At 63.9% G+C, this 16,812-nt stretch carries 19 protein-coding genes; 6 read left to right on the plus strand and 13 right to left on the minus strand.

Going from position 1 to position 16,812, the window contains the following annotated elements; translation table 11 throughout:
• Positions 1-7: 7 nt before the first annotated feature.
• The 3 genes from FJ867_RS02385 (at position 8) to ppa (ending at position 1,993) form a co-directional block, all read left to right on the plus strand.
• A complete protein-coding gene (locus FJ867_RS02385) occupies positions 8-646 on the plus strand; it encodes a TPM domain-containing protein (RefSeq protein WP_140816434.1) in 639 nt (212 codons plus the stop codon).
• A gap of 116 nt (positions 647-762) precedes the next feature.
• Positions 763-1,269, plus strand: a complete 507-nt coding sequence (locus FJ867_RS02390; protein ID WP_140492466.1) for a GNAT family N-acetyltransferase — start codon at positions 763-765, stop codon at positions 1,267-1,269.
• A 190-nt stretch (positions 1,270-1,459) separates the two neighbouring features.
• Positions 1,460-1,993 carry an inorganic diphosphatase gene (ppa, locus tag FJ867_RS02395; RefSeq protein WP_140492463.1) on the plus strand — a complete coding sequence of 178 codons (534 nt, stop codon included), beginning with the start codon at positions 1,460-1,462 and terminating at the stop codon, positions 1,991-1,993.
• A 14-nt stretch (positions 1,994-2,007) separates the two neighbouring features.
• Here the strand turns inward: ppa and FJ867_RS02400 are convergent, their stop codons facing one another.
• The 5 genes from FJ867_RS02400 to ccmA all read right to left on the minus strand — a co-directional run bounded on the left by FJ867_RS02400 (position 2,008) and on the right by ccmA (position 4,362).
• The gene (locus FJ867_RS02400) at positions 2,008-2,589 is read right to left on the minus strand and encodes a DsbE family thiol:disulfide interchange protein (protein WP_140816436.1); all 582 of its coding nucleotides are present in this window, start codon (positions 2,587-2,589) and stop codon (positions 2,008-2,010) included.
• Positions 2,586-2,759, minus strand: coding sequence for a heme exporter protein CcmD (gene ccmD, locus FJ867_RS02405; RefSeq protein WP_140514011.1), 174 nt, complete (start codon positions 2,757-2,759; stop codon positions 2,586-2,588). The genes FJ867_RS02400 and ccmD overlap by 4 nt, the downstream gene beginning before the upstream one ends.
• Positions 2,756-2,905, minus strand: a complete 150-nt coding sequence (locus FJ867_RS28630) for a hypothetical protein (protein ID WP_181167271.1) — start codon at positions 2,903-2,905, stop codon at positions 2,756-2,758. Before FJ867_RS28630 ends, ccmD begins: the two co-directional genes overlap by 4 nt.
• On the minus strand, positions 2,892-3,557 hold the full coding sequence (ccmB, locus tag FJ867_RS02410; RefSeq protein WP_140492261.1) for a heme exporter protein CcmB: 666 nt from the start codon (positions 3,555-3,557) through the stop codon (positions 2,892-2,894). The genes FJ867_RS28630 and ccmB overlap by 14 nt, the downstream gene beginning before the upstream one ends.
• A 196-nt stretch (positions 3,558-3,753) precedes the next feature.
• Positions 3,754-4,362, minus strand: a complete 609-nt coding sequence (ccmA, locus tag FJ867_RS02415; RefSeq protein ID WP_140816438.1) for a heme ABC exporter ATP-binding protein CcmA — start codon at positions 4,360-4,362, stop codon at positions 3,754-3,756.
• A gap of 284 nt (positions 4,363-4,646) precedes the next feature.
• Between ccmA and acnA the strand changes: the two genes are divergently transcribed.
• Complete coding sequence (gene acnA / locus FJ867_RS02420; protein WP_140816440.1) at positions 4,647-7,337, plus strand: aconitate hydratase AcnA; 2,691 nt, start codon at positions 4,647-4,649, stop codon at positions 7,335-7,337.
• Between the two features lie 38 nt (positions 7,338-7,375).
• On the opposite strand, the gene FJ867_RS02425 is transcribed toward acnA, so the two are convergent.
• Complete coding sequence (locus tag FJ867_RS02425) at positions 7,376-8,056, minus strand: ceramidase domain-containing protein (RefSeq protein WP_140816442.1); 681 nt, start codon at positions 8,054-8,056, stop codon at positions 7,376-7,378.
• A gap of 179 nt (positions 8,057-8,235) precedes the next feature.
• On the opposite strand from FJ867_RS02425, the gene FJ867_RS02430 reads away from it, so the two are divergent.
• Positions 8,236-9,051 carry a thioredoxin family protein gene (locus tag FJ867_RS02430; RefSeq protein ID WP_140816444.1) on the plus strand — a complete coding sequence of 272 codons (816 nt, stop codon included), beginning with the start codon at positions 8,236-8,238 and terminating at the stop codon, positions 9,049-9,051.
• A 91-nt stretch (positions 9,052-9,142) separates the two neighbouring features.
• On the opposite strand, the gene FJ867_RS02435 is transcribed toward FJ867_RS02430, so the two are convergent.
• From FJ867_RS02435 to FJ867_RS02460, 6 genes are all read right to left on the minus strand, one after another.
• Positions 9,143-10,528 carry an FAD-binding oxidoreductase gene (locus FJ867_RS02435; RefSeq protein ID WP_140816446.1) on the minus strand — a complete coding sequence of 462 codons (1,386 nt, stop codon included), beginning with the start codon at positions 10,526-10,528 and terminating at the stop codon, positions 9,143-9,145.
• A gap of 125 nt (positions 10,529-10,653) precedes the next feature.
• A complete protein-coding gene (locus FJ867_RS02440; protein ID WP_140685381.1) occupies positions 10,654-11,766 on the minus strand; it encodes an ABC transporter ATP-binding protein in 1,113 nt (370 codons plus the stop codon).
• Positions 11,763-12,560, minus strand: a complete 798-nt coding sequence (locus FJ867_RS02445) for an ABC transporter permease (RefSeq protein WP_140559228.1) — start codon at positions 12,558-12,560, stop codon at positions 11,763-11,765. Before FJ867_RS02445 ends, FJ867_RS02440 begins: the two co-directional genes overlap by 4 nt.
• Positions 12,560-13,423 (minus strand): ABC transporter permease, encoded by an 864-nt coding sequence (locus FJ867_RS02450; RefSeq protein ID WP_140559227.1) that lies wholly within the window; start codon positions 13,421-13,423, stop codon positions 12,560-12,562. Before FJ867_RS02450 ends, FJ867_RS02445 begins: the two co-directional genes overlap by 1 nt.
• 23 nt (positions 13,424-13,446) lie before the next feature.
• Positions 13,447-14,517: an extracellular solute-binding protein gene (locus tag FJ867_RS02455; RefSeq protein WP_181165196.1), complete on the minus strand. Its 1,071-nt coding sequence runs from the start codon at positions 14,515-14,517 to the stop codon at positions 13,447-13,449.
• A gap of 35 nt (positions 14,518-14,552) precedes the next feature.
• Positions 14,553-15,215, minus strand: a complete 663-nt coding sequence (locus FJ867_RS02460) for an XRE family transcriptional regulator (RefSeq protein WP_140514019.1) — start codon at positions 15,213-15,215, stop codon at positions 14,553-14,555.
• Positions 15,216-15,752: 537 nt separating this feature from the next.
• On the opposite strand from FJ867_RS02460, the gene FJ867_RS02465 reads away from it, so the two are divergent.
• A complete protein-coding gene (locus FJ867_RS02465) occupies positions 15,753-16,139 on the plus strand; it encodes a DUF2794 domain-containing protein (protein ID WP_140514020.1) in 387 nt (128 codons plus the stop codon).
• 52 nt (positions 16,140-16,191) lie between these two features.
• Here FJ867_RS02465 and FJ867_RS02470 read toward each other — a convergent pair whose 3' ends face one another.
• A complete protein-coding gene (locus tag FJ867_RS02470) occupies positions 16,192-16,761 on the minus strand; it encodes a GNAT family N-acetyltransferase (protein ID WP_140816448.1) in 570 nt (189 codons plus the stop codon).
• Positions 16,762-16,812: the final 51 nt, after the last annotated feature.

Here is a 16,812-nt window from a genome sequence, read left to right on the forward strand (position 1 = left end):
AGGGATCATGGCGATACGACCGATCAGCCCGCAGGACCATGAGCGCATCGCCGGGGCGATCCGCGCCGCCGAATCAAGGACCGACGGCGAAATCTACTGCGTGGTGGCGCATGCCAGCGGCAACTACTTCTTTCCGGCTGCCTTCGTGGCGGCTCTCGCCACGCTGCTGGTCAGCCTCGCCGTCGCCTATGGGCTGGAGGCCTGGTGGCTCACCATCCGTCTGCCGCACTTCGTCATTGCCCAGCTTCTGGCGCTGGCCTGCTTTCTTTTGCTGTTATGGGCCTTTCCGGGGCTGCGCATCCATATGGTGCCGAGACGGCTGCGTTATCAGACCGCGCATGACAACGCACTGAAGCAGTTCCTGGCCCGCAACGTCCACCGCACGACCGCCCGCACCGGCGTGCTGGTCTTCGTCTCGGTCATCGAGCGCTACGCCGAGGTGGTCGCCGATTCAGGCATCGACGCCAAGGTCGACCAGCATGTCTGGGATGATGTGGTGCGCGAGCTTACCGCACATGCCGGCGACGACCGGCTTGCCGACGGCTTCGTCAAGGCGATCCGATCGGTTGGAGCGGTGCTCGCCGAGCACTTCCCGGTCACGTCGGGCGACACCAACGAGCTCGACGATCATCTGGTCGAGATTTGAGCTCCACCGACAGCCTCGAACGCGCATTGCGCAGGCGATGACGGCCTGTGAGAAAGCGTCCTCCGGACTGCCCGGACTCTTGCATTCGAGCGATGCGGGTTTATGGTTAACAAATCATGAATACGCTGAGCATCGATATCCGCAAAGCCGAATCGCGCGACGCCGCGGCGATCGCCGACGTGCATTTGCAGGCTTGGCGCGGCGCCTATAGCGGCATCATCCCGCACCGCACCCTGACATCGATGATCAACCGTCGCGGCGCCGACTGGTGGGCCAATGCCATCCGCCGCGCCGCCACCGTCCTGGTGATCGAGATCGGCGGCACGGTCGCCGGCTACGCCACGATCGGCAAGAACCGGGCCCGTGAACTCAAGCAGCAGGGCGAGATCTATGAATTGTACCTGCGGCCGGAATATCAGGGCATCGGGCTCGGCAGCCGGCTTTTCAAGGCGGCACGGGCGCGGCTTGCCGACCACGGATTGAAGGGCACGGTGGTGTGGGCGCTGGAAGACAATCAGAACGCGCTCGCCTTCTATTCCGGCGCCGGCGGCCGCGATATCGCCGAAGGCGTCGAGATATTCGAGCAGAAGGCGCTGAAGAAGGTTGCTTTCGTCTGGGAATGACCGGCGAGGAACGATCGCGTAAGCGGCGCAAAGCGCAACCTACGCAATCACGACACTGAAACATCTTCTGCTAATGATTGAACGCATTGAATACCATTGCGTCTTGCTGGGCGTTCTTGAGCACCATTCGCCGCATTGCACCATTTTGCGCCGCCCGCTATCGGTCTGCCAATCGAGAGAGGGATAAGTCATGCGTATTGAAGCCATCGCCACCGGAAAGAATCCGCCCGAGGACGTCAACGTCATCATCGAGGTGCCGATCGGCGGCGAGCCGATCAAATACGAGATGGACAAGGAGGCCGGCACGCTGTTCGTCGACCGTTTCCTGCATACCTCGATGCGCTATCCCGGCAATTACGGCTTCGTTCCGCACACGCTGTCTGGCGACGGCGATCCGATCGACGTGCTGGTCTGCAACACGCGCGCGCTGGTGCCCGGCTGCGTCATCAATGTGCGGCCGATCGGCGTGCTGATCATGGAAGACAATGCCGGCCAGGACGAGAAGGTCATCGCCGTGCCGTCGCCGAAGCTGACGCTGCGTTACGAGAACGTCACCGAATACACGCAGTTGCCCGAGATCACCCGCGATCAGGTGCAGCACTTCTTCGAGCACTACAAGGATCTCGAACCCGGCAAATGGGTCAAGATCGAGGGCTGGCACGATTCCAAATACGCCAAGAAGATGATCGTCGACGCGATCGAGCGGGCCAAGGCAAGCAAGTAGGCCGGCCAGTCGCCTCAGTTCGGCGCGGCCAGCGCCTTCTCGATCTGCGGCAATAGCAGCGTCTGAGCCGTCTCGGCCGTCAGCGGCCCGACATGCTTGTAGGCAATTTTGCCGTCCTTGCCGATGACGAAGGTTTCCGGCACGCCATAGACGCCCCAGTCGATCGCCGTGCGGCCGGCCTCGTCGACGCCGATCGCCTGGAACGGATTGCCGAGATCGCCGAGGAATCGGCGGGCGTTTTCCGGCCGGTCCTTGTAGTTCAGCGCCGCCATGGTGAAGCGCCTGTCCTGCGCCAGCCCCAAAAGCACCGGGTGCTCTTCGCGGCAAGGCGCGCACCATGAGGCGAAGACGTTGACCAGCGTCACCTTGCCGGCAAACGATTTCGAATCGAGTCCCGGCAGGTTCGTGCCGTCCAGCGGGGGCAGGTTGGTCGGCGGCGCCGGCAGGCCGATCAGCGCCGACGGCACCTCCGAAGTGTCGCGCCCCGACAGGAGTTGCGCCAGGAACAGCCCCGCCAGCCCGAGGAAGACCAGCAGCGGCAACAGCACGAACAGGCGGCGCCGGGGCGGCACCGGCGTTGGCATATCCGTGCTCATGACGCGCGCTCCCCGCCCTTGTCGGAGCGTCGGCGCACGCCCGCCGCCTCGAGTTCGGCCAGTTCGCGCTTGCGGGCCCGTTGATCGAGCAGGATCCAGCCGATCAGCCCGGCCAGCGCAATCGCCGTAACGGCATAGGCGGCGGTGACGTAGAGCGCATGCGGGCTCATGCCGGCTGCCTCGTCGGCATGCCGCCCGCCAATTCGATCCTTCCGCCGTGCTCGATCATGCCTTCCCTTAGCCCCGCGCCGGTGACCGCGCAATTGGCCGCCGCGCCGCAGCCCCTGCCGGTCGTGGCCGCCTCAATCCGTGCCATGGCGCAGCGCCAGCGCCGCCGCCAGCGGTCCGAGCACGGCAAGAAACAACGTCAGCGCGGCAAGAATGAGGAAAGGCTGCAGGAACGGATCGGGATTGGCCGTCGCGCCGTAACTCGCCGAAACCCCGAAGATCAGCACCGGGATGGTCAGCGGCAGCACCAGCACCGAGATCAGGAGTCCGCCGCGCGGCAGCGCCACCGCCACCGCCGCGCCGACGGCGCCGATGAAAGTGATCGCCGGCGTGCCGACCAGCAGCGTAAGCGCCGTGGCGCCGATGGCGACCGGCTCCATGTTCATGAACAGGCCGAGCAGGGGCGCGGCGACCACCAGCGGCAGCACGCTGCCCGCCCAATGCGCCAGGCATTTGGTGAGCACCGTCAGCGCCAGCATGTGGCGGTCGTTGCCAAGCACCAGGAGATCGAGCGAGCCGTCCTCGCGGTCGGCCTGGAACAACCGGTCGAGGCCGAGCAAGCAAGAGAGCAGTGCTCCGATCCACAGGATCGCCGGGCCGATGCGGGCTAGCAGTCTCAGGTCCGGCCCGACGCCGAAGGGAATGGTGGCGATCACGGCGAGGAAGAAGATCACGCCCGTCAGCGCCCCGCCGCCGGCCCGAATCGAAAGGCGGATATCGCGGAGGAGGAGGGCTAGCATGATATGAGATACTCGCGCTTGAGCGCCCCCCTCTGTCCTGCCGGACATCTCCCCCTCGAGGGGGGAGATTGGCAGCTTCGGTGGCGCGCCAATCTTTCAATCGTTGTAATTGGCGAAAGCCAAGCTGGCAGCCGATCTCCCCCCTCGAGGGGGAGATGTCCGGCAGGACAGAGGGGGGCGCCGTAGAGTGCCGTCATCAAAAGGCCTGCCCCATCCTCAACGTCTGCGCTCCCTCGATCCCGAGCGGCAGATGCGTTGCCGCGACGATCATCCCGCCCTCGGAACAATGCCCCCTCATCAATCCCGCGAATCGCGCCTCCGAATCCCTGTCCAGCCCGGCGGTCGGCTCGTCGAGCAGCCAGATCGGCCGTTGGCTGACCAGCAGTTTCGCGATCCCCGCGCGTCGTCTTTGCCCGGTCGAGAGATAGCCGAACGGCAGATGGCCGATGCCGCCCAGTCCGACCGTCTCCAGCGCCTCCTCGACGCCGACGGATCCACCGCCGTTGAAGTCGCGCCAGAAGCGCAGGTTTTCCGTCACGCTGAGCGCCGTTTTCATCGCGTTCTGATGGCCGAGATAGTGGCAGGCCGAAGCGATCGACGGAAATTCATCGCCGCCGCCCTCGATCAGCAAATTGCCTTCAGCCTTCGGCAGCAGTCCGGCGACGATCCTGAGCAAGGTCGATTTGCCTGATCCGTTCGGCCCGGTGACGACAAGCGCCTGGCCTTGATCGAGCTCAAAGCCAATGCCCGAAAACACCGTCTCGCCGCCGCGTTCGCCGCCCAGATTTTCGGCGATAAGCCGCATCCCTCGCCCGCCCTGAAACAATCCGCCTCGGCCCCTGCCGCATCGCACAAATTTGCTTTTTAACTGTCTAGAACTATTCCAGAAAATTCTCTATATGCGGTGCATCCGTGCCAGCGGTCGGCGCGGGAACAGAACTAGCGCCGAACCAGCGCACGCGCCGCCTTGAACGGCTCGGGTTGCTTGGGAGCGGACAGCGGAAATGGCCGTACCCGCACCTTTGCGCGTGATTGCATGCCATCGGCGTCCGTTCCCTTTCAGGCTGAACAGACAAGGACGGATCGCACGTGTCAAAATCCCTCGACAGTTTCAATTGCCGCCGCACGCTGAAAGCGGGCGACGCCGAATATACCTATTTCGACCTCGTCGAGGCCGAGAAGAACGGGCTCACCGGCATCGCCCAATTGCCTTATTCGATGAAGGTTCTGCTGGAGAACCTTCTGCGCAACGAGGACGGCCGCTCCGTCACCAAGGACTCGATCAAGGCCGTCGCCGGCTGGCTGACCGACAAGGGGACGGCCGGCGTCGAGATTGCCTATCGCCCTGCCCGTGTCCTGATGCAGGATTTCACCGGCGTTCCGGCGGTGGTCGACCTGGCGGCGATGCGCGACGCCATGGCCTCGCTCGGCGGCGACCCGCAAAAGATCAACCCGCTGGTGCCGGTCGACCTCGTCATCGACCATTCCGTCATTGTCGACGAGTTCGGCTCGCCAATGGCCTTCGCCCGCAATGTCGAGCTCGAATATGAGCGCAACGAGGAACGCTACAAGTTCCTGAAATGGGGCCAGCAGGCGTTCCGCAATTTCCGCGTCGTGCCACCCGGTACCGGCATCTGCCATCAGGTCAACCTCGAATATCTCGGCCAGGTGGTGTGGACCAACACCGAGGACGGCGAAACGACCGCTTATCCCGACACCTGCGTCGGTACCGATTCGCACACCACCATGATCAACGGCCTCGGCGTGCTCGGCTGGGGCGTCGGCGGCATCGAAGCCGAGGCGGCGATGCTCGGCCAGCCCGTCTCCATGCTTTTGCCCGAGGTCATCGGCTTCCGCCTCACCGGCAAGCTGAAGGAGGGCGTCACCGCCACCGACCTCGTGCTCACCGTCACCCAGATGCTGCGCAAGAAGGGCGTCGTCGGCAAGTTCGTCGAATTCTTCGGTCCCGGTCTCTCCAATATGACGCTGGCCGACCGCGCCACCATCGGCAATATGGCGCCTGAATATGGCGCCACCTGCGGCTTCTTCCCGGTCGATAGCGAGACCATCCGCTATCTCACAATGTCGGGCCGCGAGGAAAGCCGCATCGCGCTGGTCGAAGCCTACTCCAAGGCGCAAGGCATGTGGCGTGACGCAGGCTCCGCCGACCCGGTCTTCACCGACTTGCTGGAGCTCGATCTCGGCGACGTCGTGCCGTCGATGGCCGGCCCGAAGCGCCCAGAGGGCCGCGTCGCGCTGGAAGGCATCCCGGCCGGCTTCGTCAAGGCTATGGACACCGAATACAAGAAGGCGGCTGAAATCTCGAAGCGCTACGCCGTCGAAGGCACCGGCCATGATCTCGGCCATGGCGACGTCGTCATCGCCGCCATCACCTCCTGCACCAACACCTCGAACCCGAGCGTGCTGATCGGCGCCGGCCTGCTCGCCCGCAACGCCAATCGCCTCGGCCTCAAGCAGAAGCCCTGGGTGAAGACCTCGCTGGCGCCAGGCAGCCAGGTGGTCGCCGAATATCTCGAGAAATCCGGCCTGCAGAAGGAGCTCGACCAGATCGGCTTCAACCTGGTCGGCTTCGGCTGCACCACCTGCATCGGCAATTCCGGCCCGCTGCCGGCGCCGATCTCCAAGACCATCAACGATAAGGGTTTGATTGCCGCCGCGGTGCTTTCCGGCAACCGCAACTTCGAGGGCCGTGTCTCGCCCGACGTGCAGGCCAACTATCTCGCCTCGCCGCCGCTGGTCGTGGCGCACGCGCTGGCCGGCACGGTGACGAAAGACTTGACTACCGAGCCGCTCGGCGAGGACAGGAACGGCAAGCCGGTCTACCTCAAGGACATCTGGCCGAGCTCGGCGGAAATCCAGGAATTCATCGAGAAGAACGTGACGCGCGAGCTGTTCGCCCGCAAATATGCCGACGTCTTCAAGGGCGATGAGAACTGGCAGAACGTCAAGGCGCCGGAAGGCCAGACCTATGCCTGGGACGACAATTCCACCTATGTGCAGAACCCGCCCTATTTCGCCGGCATGACCACGGGCTTCGGCAAGATCGGCGACATCAAGGGCGCCCGCGTGCTGGGGTTGCTCGGCGACAAGATCACCACCGACCACATTTCGCCAGCGGGCTCGATCAAGGCCGCCTCGCCGGCCGGCAAATACCTCACCGAGCATGGCGTCGGCGTTGCCGACTTCAACCAGTACGGCACGCGCCGCGGCAACCATGAGGTGATGATGCGCGGCACCTTCGCCAACATCCGCATCCGCAACCACATGCTGGGCGAGAATGGCAGGGAAGGCGGCTACACCATCCATTACCCGTCGAAGGAAGAGGAATCGATCTACGACGCAGCGATGCAATACAAGAAGGAAGGCGTGCCGCTGGTCATCTTCGCCGGCGTCGAATACGGCAACGGCTCGTCGCGCGACTGGGCGGCCAAGGGAACGAATCTCCTTGGTGTCCGCGCGGTCATCGCCCAATCCTTCGAGCGCATCCACCGCTCCAATCTGGTCGGCATGGGCGTCATCCCCTTCGTCTTCGAGGAAGGCACCTCATGGGCTTCGCTCAACCTGAAAGGGGATGAGTTGGTCGAGATCGACGGCCTGGACGCCCTCAAGCCGCGCCAGAAGATGGAAGCCAGGATCACCTATGGCGACGGCACGGTGAAGAAGGTGCCGATCATTTGCCGCATCGATACGCTTGACGAACTCGACTACTTCAAGAACGGCGGCATTTTGCAGTACGTGTTGCGCGATCTTGCCGCGTAGCGGCAAGGGAGTAGGGCTTAGGCAGTAGGAAATAGGACCTACTGCCTACTACTGCCTCGCTGTGGCGCGCCGTAGCGCGCCGCGGCGGCCAGCAGCACAGCCAGCATCAGTCCGTTGAGCAGGTGCCAGAGGAAGTGCGTGCCGAGCGGGAAGCTGGTGCAGACCAGCGGATCGATCATGCGGCAGATGACCGACAGCACGAAGATCGCCGATCCGGCCAGATTATACCAGCCGGCGCGATTGCCGCTCGCCGCCACCCAGACACCGAAGAAGGCGAGCGCCAGGAACGGCGGCAGGTAGCCTGTGGTGCCGTTCGACGCCTGGCGCAGCCAATCCGGTACGGCCAGAGTTATCGCTCCGACAACGGCATAGAAAACGACGAAGATCGCGATCGCCTTGCCCCATTCCAGGCGCAGGAAGCGGCGCAGGTTGAACAGCGTGTAGGCCAGCGTGAAGCCGGCGATCGGCACCACGTCGGCCCAGACCGTTCCCTTGGTGGCGAAGATGTGAAAGATCGTCGAGCCGACGCCGATCGCCACCACCCACCAGGCCAGGACCTCGGCGAAAATGCCGGTCCTGCATCGCCGCACTTCGCGGACGCCCCATAGTCCCGCGGCAATGAAAGCCAGGTTGGTCAAAGCATTCACCGGCTCGGCCCAAAGTTCAGGACCCGTTCGCTCGCAATAAAGATCGACTGGAGCCAGGAAACTTTGCCACATGATGATGATCCCGTCCCCGAATCGAACCGCCGGTTGAAATGCAGTGGCTTCTCCTATTGCCGCCCTACCCAGGCTTGCAATGGCAAAATTTCACCGCAACGTGACTTCCCGTTGACTTCCGGTTCTGCCACATATTTCAGCCAATCAAAACAAAGCCGGCATCACCGGCGGGAATTGGAATGGTCATGGCCTCGCGTAGATCATTGTGGCTGGCAGCGTTCGCGCTGGCCATCTCGGCGTTCGCCGGTGCCGGGCACGCCGGCGAGTCCGGCAGGCTCCTGGCCGACAAGCCCCAGGGCGACAGGCCCGTGGGCGTGGTCGAGCTGTTCACCAGCCAAGGCTGCAGTTCCTGCCCGCCTGCCGACGCCTTCTTCTCCGAACTTGCCGCCAGGCAGGATCTTGTCGCGCTCTCCTATCACGTCGGCTACTGGGATTATCTCGGCTGGCGGGACACGCTGAGCAGCAAGGAAAACACCGAGCGGCAATATGAGTATATGCGAGCCTTCGGCAACCGCTCAGTCTATACGCCGCAGGCGGTCATCAACGGCCGGGTCCATGTGAACGGCGCCAATCGCGGCGAGGTCGATGGCCAACTCGCCCGCATGGCAAGGATCGGCGAAGACATGCGGGTCGCCATCAAGGTCAGCCGGACCAGCGACCGCGTCATGATCGATGCCGGCGATGGCGGGACCGGTCCCAGCGATGCTCATGTCGTCATCGTCTATTTCGAGCCGCCGCAGACGGTCACGATCGGCCAGGGCGAGAACACGGGCCGCAAGATGACCTATTGGAACGCGGTGACCGGCATCCAGACAGCGGGCATCTGGCACGGCAAGGCGCAGCGCTACGAATTGCCGATGAGTGAGATTTCCAAGAAGGGCGGCTGCGCCGTGCTTTTGCAGTCCGTCGGCAAGGACGGCCTGCCAGGGCCCATCCTGGGCGCCGCCTTCATTCACCGCCCCGGTTCCGATGCGCCGTTCGATCGAAGGCTCTGAAGCGCGCCGCCGAAAACGGAAATGATGCGACGCGCTGTCGGTCTCCATTCATGCCTGTCGACCAAACGGAATCGCGTTTGAGTGACCTGCCTCAATGGCCGGTCAGGCGATCAGCGAAAGCGGCGAGGCGCGACGTCCGCCCCAGGCCGTTTGCCTCCCGCCGGTCGGCGATGCGGTAGAGCTGGTACATGGCGTGGACGCCGAGCCAGCGCAGCGGCTCCGGCTCCCATTTCTTCACCGTGCGGTTGACCCAAGGCAACCGGGTCAGCTCCGTGTCGTGTCCGAGCACCAGGTCGCGCAAGGTGCGGCCGGACAGGTTCGAACTGGAAACGCCGAGCCCGACATAGCCGCCGGCCCAGCCCATGCCGCTTTCGCGATCGAAGCCGCACGTCGTGCACCAGTCGCGCGGCACGCCGAGCGTGCCGCACCAGGCATGGTCGAGCCGCACGCCTTTGGTCTGCGGCAGCAGCCTGGTCAGGATCTCGTGCAGCTGGTCGATGGTCGCCTGTTGTGTCTTGCCGCGCGTGTCGGTGCGCGATCCGAAGCGGTAGGGCACGCCCCGGCCGCCCATGGCGATCCGGCCTTCCCGCGTGCGCTGCGCATAGCAGTAGGTATGCGCGGCATCGCCCAGCACCTCGTAGCCGCTCCAGCCGATTTCGTCCCAGAGCTTCTGCGGCAGCTTCTCGGTCACCACGATGGCGCTGTTCAGCGGCAGCCAGAGACGCTCGTAGCCGGCAATGCCGGCGGTGAAGCCCTCGGTGGCGCGCACGATCTTTTCGGCGCGCACGACGCCGCGGTCGGTGGTGACCTTGCCCTTCTCGAGCGCCAGCACCTGCGTCTGTTCGTAGATCGGAACGCCGAGCCGCGCGACCGCCGCCGCCAGACCCTGCACCAGCTTGGCCGGCTGCACGCGCGCGACGTCGCGCACGACGAAGGCGCCCAATACATTGTCGATGGCGATGCGCTCGCGCGCTTCCTGCGCACCGAGGAAGGCCAGCCGCTCGGGCGGCATTTCCCAGTGCCGGGCCTCTTCGTACTCGGCTTTGGCGCGCTCAAGCTGCGCGGCGTTTGTTGCGACGGTGATGTTGTCGACGCGGCGGATATCGGCGTCGATCCCTTCGGCAGCGGCAATCGCGATCACCTCGTCGACCGTGCCGGACATGGCGCGCTGCATGTCGATCACCGCCCCGCGCGAGGAGGTTTTTGCATATTTCTCGCGCGACCAGCTGAAGCCGCCGGACAGCCATCCGCCATTGCGGCCCGAGGCGCCGAAGCCGGCGAACTCCTTTTCGACGATGGCGATGCGCAGCGCGGGCTTCGCCTTCTTCAGATAGTAGGCCGCCCAAAGTCCGGTATAGCCGGCGCCGACGATGCAGACATCGGCCTCGATGTCGCCGGGCAAGGGTGGGCGGCTGGCCGGCGGGCCACCTATGTCGGCATACCAGAACGACACGTCGCCATTGCGCTGGGCTTGCATCTTGTGATCCGTTCTCCGTGCGATTCCAGGAAAAGTGTGGAGCGGTTTCCCGTCCGGAACTGCGTTAAACACCAAGAGAGGAAGCGGCCCCGTCGTTTTCCATGGAAAGGCGAGGCCGCTTTGTTTCAGGTAAGCGTCAGGTCGGCCTTGTCGTCATCGGCGAGCAGTTTCACGTCGCCGCCGGCGAAGAGCACGTCGACCTCGTCTCCAATGGCAAAAGTGTCCGCCTCGAGCGTCGAGCGCACGATGGCTTTCGAGCCGTCGGCGAGCTCCACCTCGTATTTGGAGCCAGAGCCGAGATAGATGGCCTCGCCGATACGCCCGGCGAGCCGGTTGCGGCCATCCCCGCCGCCGCCGCGACGAGCAAGCGCCAGCTTTTCGGGACGCAGCAACATCACCGGCTTGCCGCCATCGGCGAGACGCTTGGCGGTCGCCACTCTCTGGCCTGATATCTCGATCGCCGTCTCGTTGCCCGAGGTGGCGGCGGGGCCGCGCAGCACGGTGGAATCGCCGATGAACTTGCCGACGAAAAGCGTCGCCGGCTCGTCGTAGAGTTCGCGGCCGGTACCGATCTGCTCGATGCCGCCGCGGTTGAACACGGCGATGCGGTCGGAGAGCACCAACGCCTCCTCCTGGTCGTGCGTCACATAGACGAAGGTGGTGCCGAGTTCGCGGTGGATGCGCTTGATCTCGAGCTGCAGCCATTCGCGCAGTTTCTTGTCCAGCGCGCCGAGCGGCTCGTCCATCAGCAGCAGCGGCGGATCGAAGACGATGGCGCGGGCCAGCGCCACGCGCTGCTGCTGGCCGCCCGAAAGCTCGTTTGGGAAGCGGTGGGCGAAATCGGCCATCTTGACCATGTCGAGCGCGTGGCGGACGCGGCGTTCGCGTTCTGCCCCGGTGACGCCGCGCAGCTTCAGCGGATAGGCGACATTGCGGCCGACCGTCATGTGCGGGAATAGTGCATAATGCTGGAAGACCACGCCGATGTTGCGCTTGTGCGCCGGCACGCCGACCACGCTCTTTTCTCCGACCAGCAGCTTGCCGCTGGTCAGGTCGGTAAAGCCGGCGATCACGTTCAGCGTCGTCGTCTTGCCTGAGCCGCTCGGACCGAGCAGCGTCATGAATTCGCCCGGCTCGATTCGCAGCGACACGCCGTCGAGCGCCTTGAAGGAACCATAGGCCTTGCTTACCGACTCCAGGTCGATCGCCGCACCACGATTTTCCGCTTTCCGATTCATAAGCCTCCCTTCCGCTCACGGCCAAGAAGCAGCATGCCGCCGCCGATCAGCAGTGTCGTTGCGCATAAGAGGATCGTGCCGACGGCCGCGACCGTCGGATCGGCGTCTCGCGTGATGGAAGCGAAGATCTGCACCGGCAACGTCTTGAGATAGGGATTGGTGATGAACAGCGACACGACGATCTCGTCGAAGGAGGTGGCGAAGGCGAACAGCAGGCCGGACAGTACCCCGGGGGCAATCAGCGGCAGCGTCACCGTGCGGAACGTGGTGAGCGAACCTGCGCCCAGGCTCGCCGCGGCTGTCTCCAGCCGCTTGTCGAATACTTCGAGATTGGCCGAAACGGCGATCAGCACGAAAGGCAGCGCAAGGATGGTGTGAGCCAGCACGAAGCCGAGCAGCGTGCCGACAAGCCGCGTGTCGAGATAGACGGCGTAGATGCCGATGGCCAGGACCACGCCCGGCACCACCATCGGCGTCAGCATCAGCATGCGCAGGAGATTTGCCGGCCGCGCCTGCATGCGGTCGAGGCCGAAGGCGGCAAGGGTGCCGAGCACGGTTGCCAGAACCGCAACGATCGATGCGACCTTCAGCGAATTGAGGAAGCTGGTCGACCAATCCGGATTGGTGACGAAATTTTCGTACCATTGCCAGGAGAAGCCCTGGGGTGGAAATGCCAGCGATTTGTTCTCGTTGAATGACATCGGCACCACGACGAGCGTCGGTGCCACCAACCATATGGCTACCAGCAGGCAGACAAGGCCCAGCATGAGGCGGGTAAGCGGCTTCATCTCCATCAGGGCCGCCCCGCTTGCCGATGGCTGGACCGCATCACGGGCGCGGCAAGCGCCAGCAGCACGAAGGTCGTGACGAGCAGCACCACGCCCATGGCGCCGCCCCTGCCCCATTGCAGGAGGCTGAGCACCTGTGTCTGCACCAGCGTCGACAGCATCGTCGAGCGCGGTCCGCCGAGCAGGGCCGGCGTGATGTAGAAGCCGAGCGCCAGGATGAAGACGATGATCGCGCCGGCATAGACGCCAGGCATCGACAGCGGCAGATACACCGTGAGGAACGCGCGCGAGGGTCTCGCCCCGAGGCTCCGCGCGGCTTGCATCAGCCTGAGATCGATGCCTTTCATGACCGAATAGAGCGGCAGGATCATGAAAGGCAAAAGCACCTGCGCCATGCCGATGACCACGCCCGTCTGGGTGCGGATCAGCCTGATCCCACCGAACCCGAGCGCCCGCAGGATCGAGTTGATGACCCCCGAATCCTGCAGCAGTATCACCCAGGACAAAGTGCGTACCACGCCGCTCACCCAAAACGGGATCAACACACAGAGCAGCAGCACCAAGCGCACGCGTGGTCGGACCGCGGTCATCAGATAGGCATAGGGATAGGCGCAAACCACGCAGACCAGCGTGACCCATGCTGAAATGAGGAAGGTCCGCCGGAGCACGGCAAGGTTGATGGGCGCGCCGAAGAACCAGATATAGTTCTGCAGGCCCCACTGCGGCTCCGACAGGCTGCGCACGACGATGGTGAGCAGCGGATAGCCAATCACCGCGAAAAGCAGGACCAGCGCCGGCAGCGCGAGCGCGAACGGCCGCCACGCCCGGCGCCTTTCGGCGGCCGGAATGGTTGGCTGGGACGCGCTCACGGCTTTTGGTCTCCCTCAGCCGGTCAGTTGCCGGACATCAGCGCGGACCACTTCTCCTGCGCCACCGCGAAGTTCGGGACCCAGAACTTGAAGTTCTGCTTGTAGCCCTGCTTCTGGCGTTCGGGCGTGTTGGTCAGGAAAGCGGAGACGGAAGCGTCGACCTTGGGCTGCGCTTCACTGTTGATCGGCGTGTAAGACGTTTGCTCCGTCAACACCTCCTGCGCGTGCTTGCCAAGATAGGCGTTGAGCAGCGCGTAGGATGCCTCCGTGTCCTTGGCGCCGACGGGGATCGTCATCTGATCCATCACCACCAGCCAGTCCTGCCAGGCCGGTGCGTATTTGGCGCCGTTCTTGACCGCGGTCATGGCGCGGCCTGTCCACATCATCAGCATGTCGGCCTCGCCGGATTCGGCGAGTTGCTGCGATTCTGCACCCGTCTTCCAGAAGATGGTATCGGGGCCGAGCTTGCGAACCACATCGATGGCCTTGTCGATATCGGCCACCGTCATCGCCTTGGGGTCCCCGCCGGCAACCTTGAACGCCTGTTCCAGCAAGCCACCGGTCGGGCTGCCGGAGCCGTCGATTCCGCGCACGCCGGGGAATTTCTGCGTGTCGAAGAAGTCGGCCCAGCTCTTGGGCGGATTGTCCTTGTACTTTTCGGTGTTGTACATCAGCACGACGCCGTAGTTCATCGCCGGCACCGAGCACTCGCCGACCTGGCCCTCGGGAATTTTCGAGACGTCGAGTTTGGTGAAGTCCAGCTTCTGGAACAGTTTGCCGCAATAGACATAAGGCGGCAGATCGTCGGTATCGACAACGTCCCATGTCACATTGCCGGACTCGACCTGCGCCTGCAGCTTGGCGATCTCGGTCGGGCCGTCATTGAGCAGCTTGACGCCCGACTTGTCCACGAACTCCTTGAGCGCTGCCGCCTGGCCGTCCTGGTAGATGCCGCCATAGGACACGAAAGTCAGGGTCTTGCCCTTCAGCGAGCCTTCGGCCACCTCTCCGGCAACCGGCTTCGATTGCGCGAGCGCGGCCGTCGCCGCCAGAAGCACGCCCAGGCACGCCGCATGTGCAAATTTCACTCTCATGTTCAACTCTCCCATTCCAGAGCTCGCATTTGTTCTCATTCACCCGGATGCGAGCGGTTTCCGGTCCTGTACTGATCGAGTTCCAGCGCGCCGGCGGTCGGCGGCGCGATGATCCAGAGCACCTCCGCCGGTGTGTCGCCGACATTGACCGTGCGGTGCGGCACCGAGGTCGCGTATTCGACGCTGTCGCCTTCGCGCATCAGATGGCGCTCGTCGGCAAGCGTCAGTTCGACGGTTCCCTTGAGCACCATGAACATCTCATGCTCGCCGCCATGCACATAGGCGTCGTCGCCGGTCGAGCCGCCGACCTCGAAATGCCCCGCATAAACCTCGAACTGATGGATCGGCCGCCGCGACAAAAGCATCTTGCGGCCTCGCACGCCGACGGGAACGACAGGCCGTTCCTCGCGCCTCAGCACCTTGTGCAACGGACGGCTGCTGCCCTCGAACAGGTCGTTGATGCCGAGATCGAGAGCGGCGGCGATCCTGAGCAGCGTGCCTGTGTTGGCGCCGCACAGATTGCGCTCGAGCTGGCTGATGAAGCTCGCCGTCGTGCCGGTCATGTCGGCCAACCGGCGCAGCGAGACGCGCCTTGCCATGCGCAGCGCCTTGATGCGGGGACCGACGCCGCCGGCCTCAGGGGTGGCCGCGACCGTACCATTCACCTCTTTCGCCGTGGAGTCCGATATGCGTGGCATTGCCGCTCCCGTTTCACTTAACACCTTATTAAGTGGTGATGGCGTTGGCAAGCGCGGACGGCATGCCAAGATTTCGGCGCCCATCGATCCTGCCGGTCGCACCGGATCGGGCTGAAAACCGTCCATACGGCGGGAAATCCGCATTAGCGGCGATCCAGGCATGAAAAAACCGACGTCAGCTTGCTTCTGACGTCGGTCATTTAGGTTTTGGGATCGTCGCACCCGGTCTTTCCGAGGAAAAACCGAGGTTGGTTCGATCCGACGCAGACCCGTGGGCGGGGGGCTTGGGGTTTACGAGCCGGTGCCGGACCGAACCGTCTCAGGCAACGCCGGTAAATTCGTCGGACATTGGGGCATGAGCGCGGATAAAAAATGGCCAGAATGTGGCGGAGCATCACCAATTCCAACATGTCGTTTGCAAACGTGACTGGACGCGACGGAAATGGCGCGGGTCCGCACCGCTTCGCCGGCACTTGCAATTCGATAGCGAAAGCGCCAACTTTGGTTGGCAAAGATTCATTTTTGAAGGATCGAGGCATGACCGATCACGGCGGCGGGACGGAGGATGGCGACGCATCCGCAATACTGATCCCGCTCCACGAGGCACGCCGTGCGCGCCTCGACCAGCCGGTGCGCTTCGAGCGGCGCGAACTGGACCAGATCCTGAAACTCTACGGGCGCATGGTCGCCGCCAATGAATGGCGCGACTACGCTATCGATCATCTCACCGACAGGGCCGTGTTTTCGGTGTTCCGCCGGGCCAGCGAGGTGCCGCTGTTCCAGATCGTCAAGGACCCGAAGCTGGCACGCAAGCAAGGCGCCTTCGCCGTCATCGCCGCGGGCGGCCGCATCCTCAAGCGCGGGCAGGAGCTTGGCCGTGTGCTCGGCGTCTTCGACAGCAAGTTGAAGCTGGTCGAGGCCTGAAACAGCGGCGCAATTGCTTCGGTTGGCCTCAGTCTTGGGCTCATCTAAGCCATTACTTTTCTTGACGGAATTTCCGCTCCGGCAATGATTCCGGATCGGGCGGGGCGGATGCCCCGCCGTTCAGCGCCAGTTGCATGAACACCGTGTCCAGCCAGCGGCCGTGCTTGTAGCCGGAGCCTTCGAGGCGGCCGGAATGACGAAAGCCGAGCTTTTCGTGCAGCTTGACGGAAGCGCTGTCGGGATGGCCATCGCCGATCACCGCGACGATCTGGCGAAAGCCCGCAGCCTCGGCGGCCGCGATCAGGCTTTGCATCAGTTTGAGGCCGACACCCTGGCCCTTGGCATCAGGCGCGACATAGACGGAGTCCTCGACGACAAAGCGATAGGCCGGGCGCGGCCGGAAGGGACCGGCATAGGCATAGCCGAGCACGGCGCCATCCTTTTCCGCCACAAGGTAAGGGAAGCCACCGGCCTGGAGCGTGTCGAATCGCGTGCCCATTTCGGCGCGACCTGGCGGCTCCAGCTCGTAGCTCGCCGTGCCGCGGGTCACAGCGTCGGCATAGATTTGCGTAATGGTGTCGAGGTCGGCCGCGCGTGCGGCCCGTATAACGATAGTGCTCATTCTTTATGCAGGCCTCTTTGTCTGCCTGCAATAACAGCAAAGGTCAGCGCA

It is taken from the genome of Mesorhizobium sp. B2-5-3 (genome assembly GCF_006441005.1).
Classification (GTDB): domain Bacteria; phylum Pseudomonadota; class Alphaproteobacteria; order Rhizobiales; family Rhizobiaceae; genus Mesorhizobium.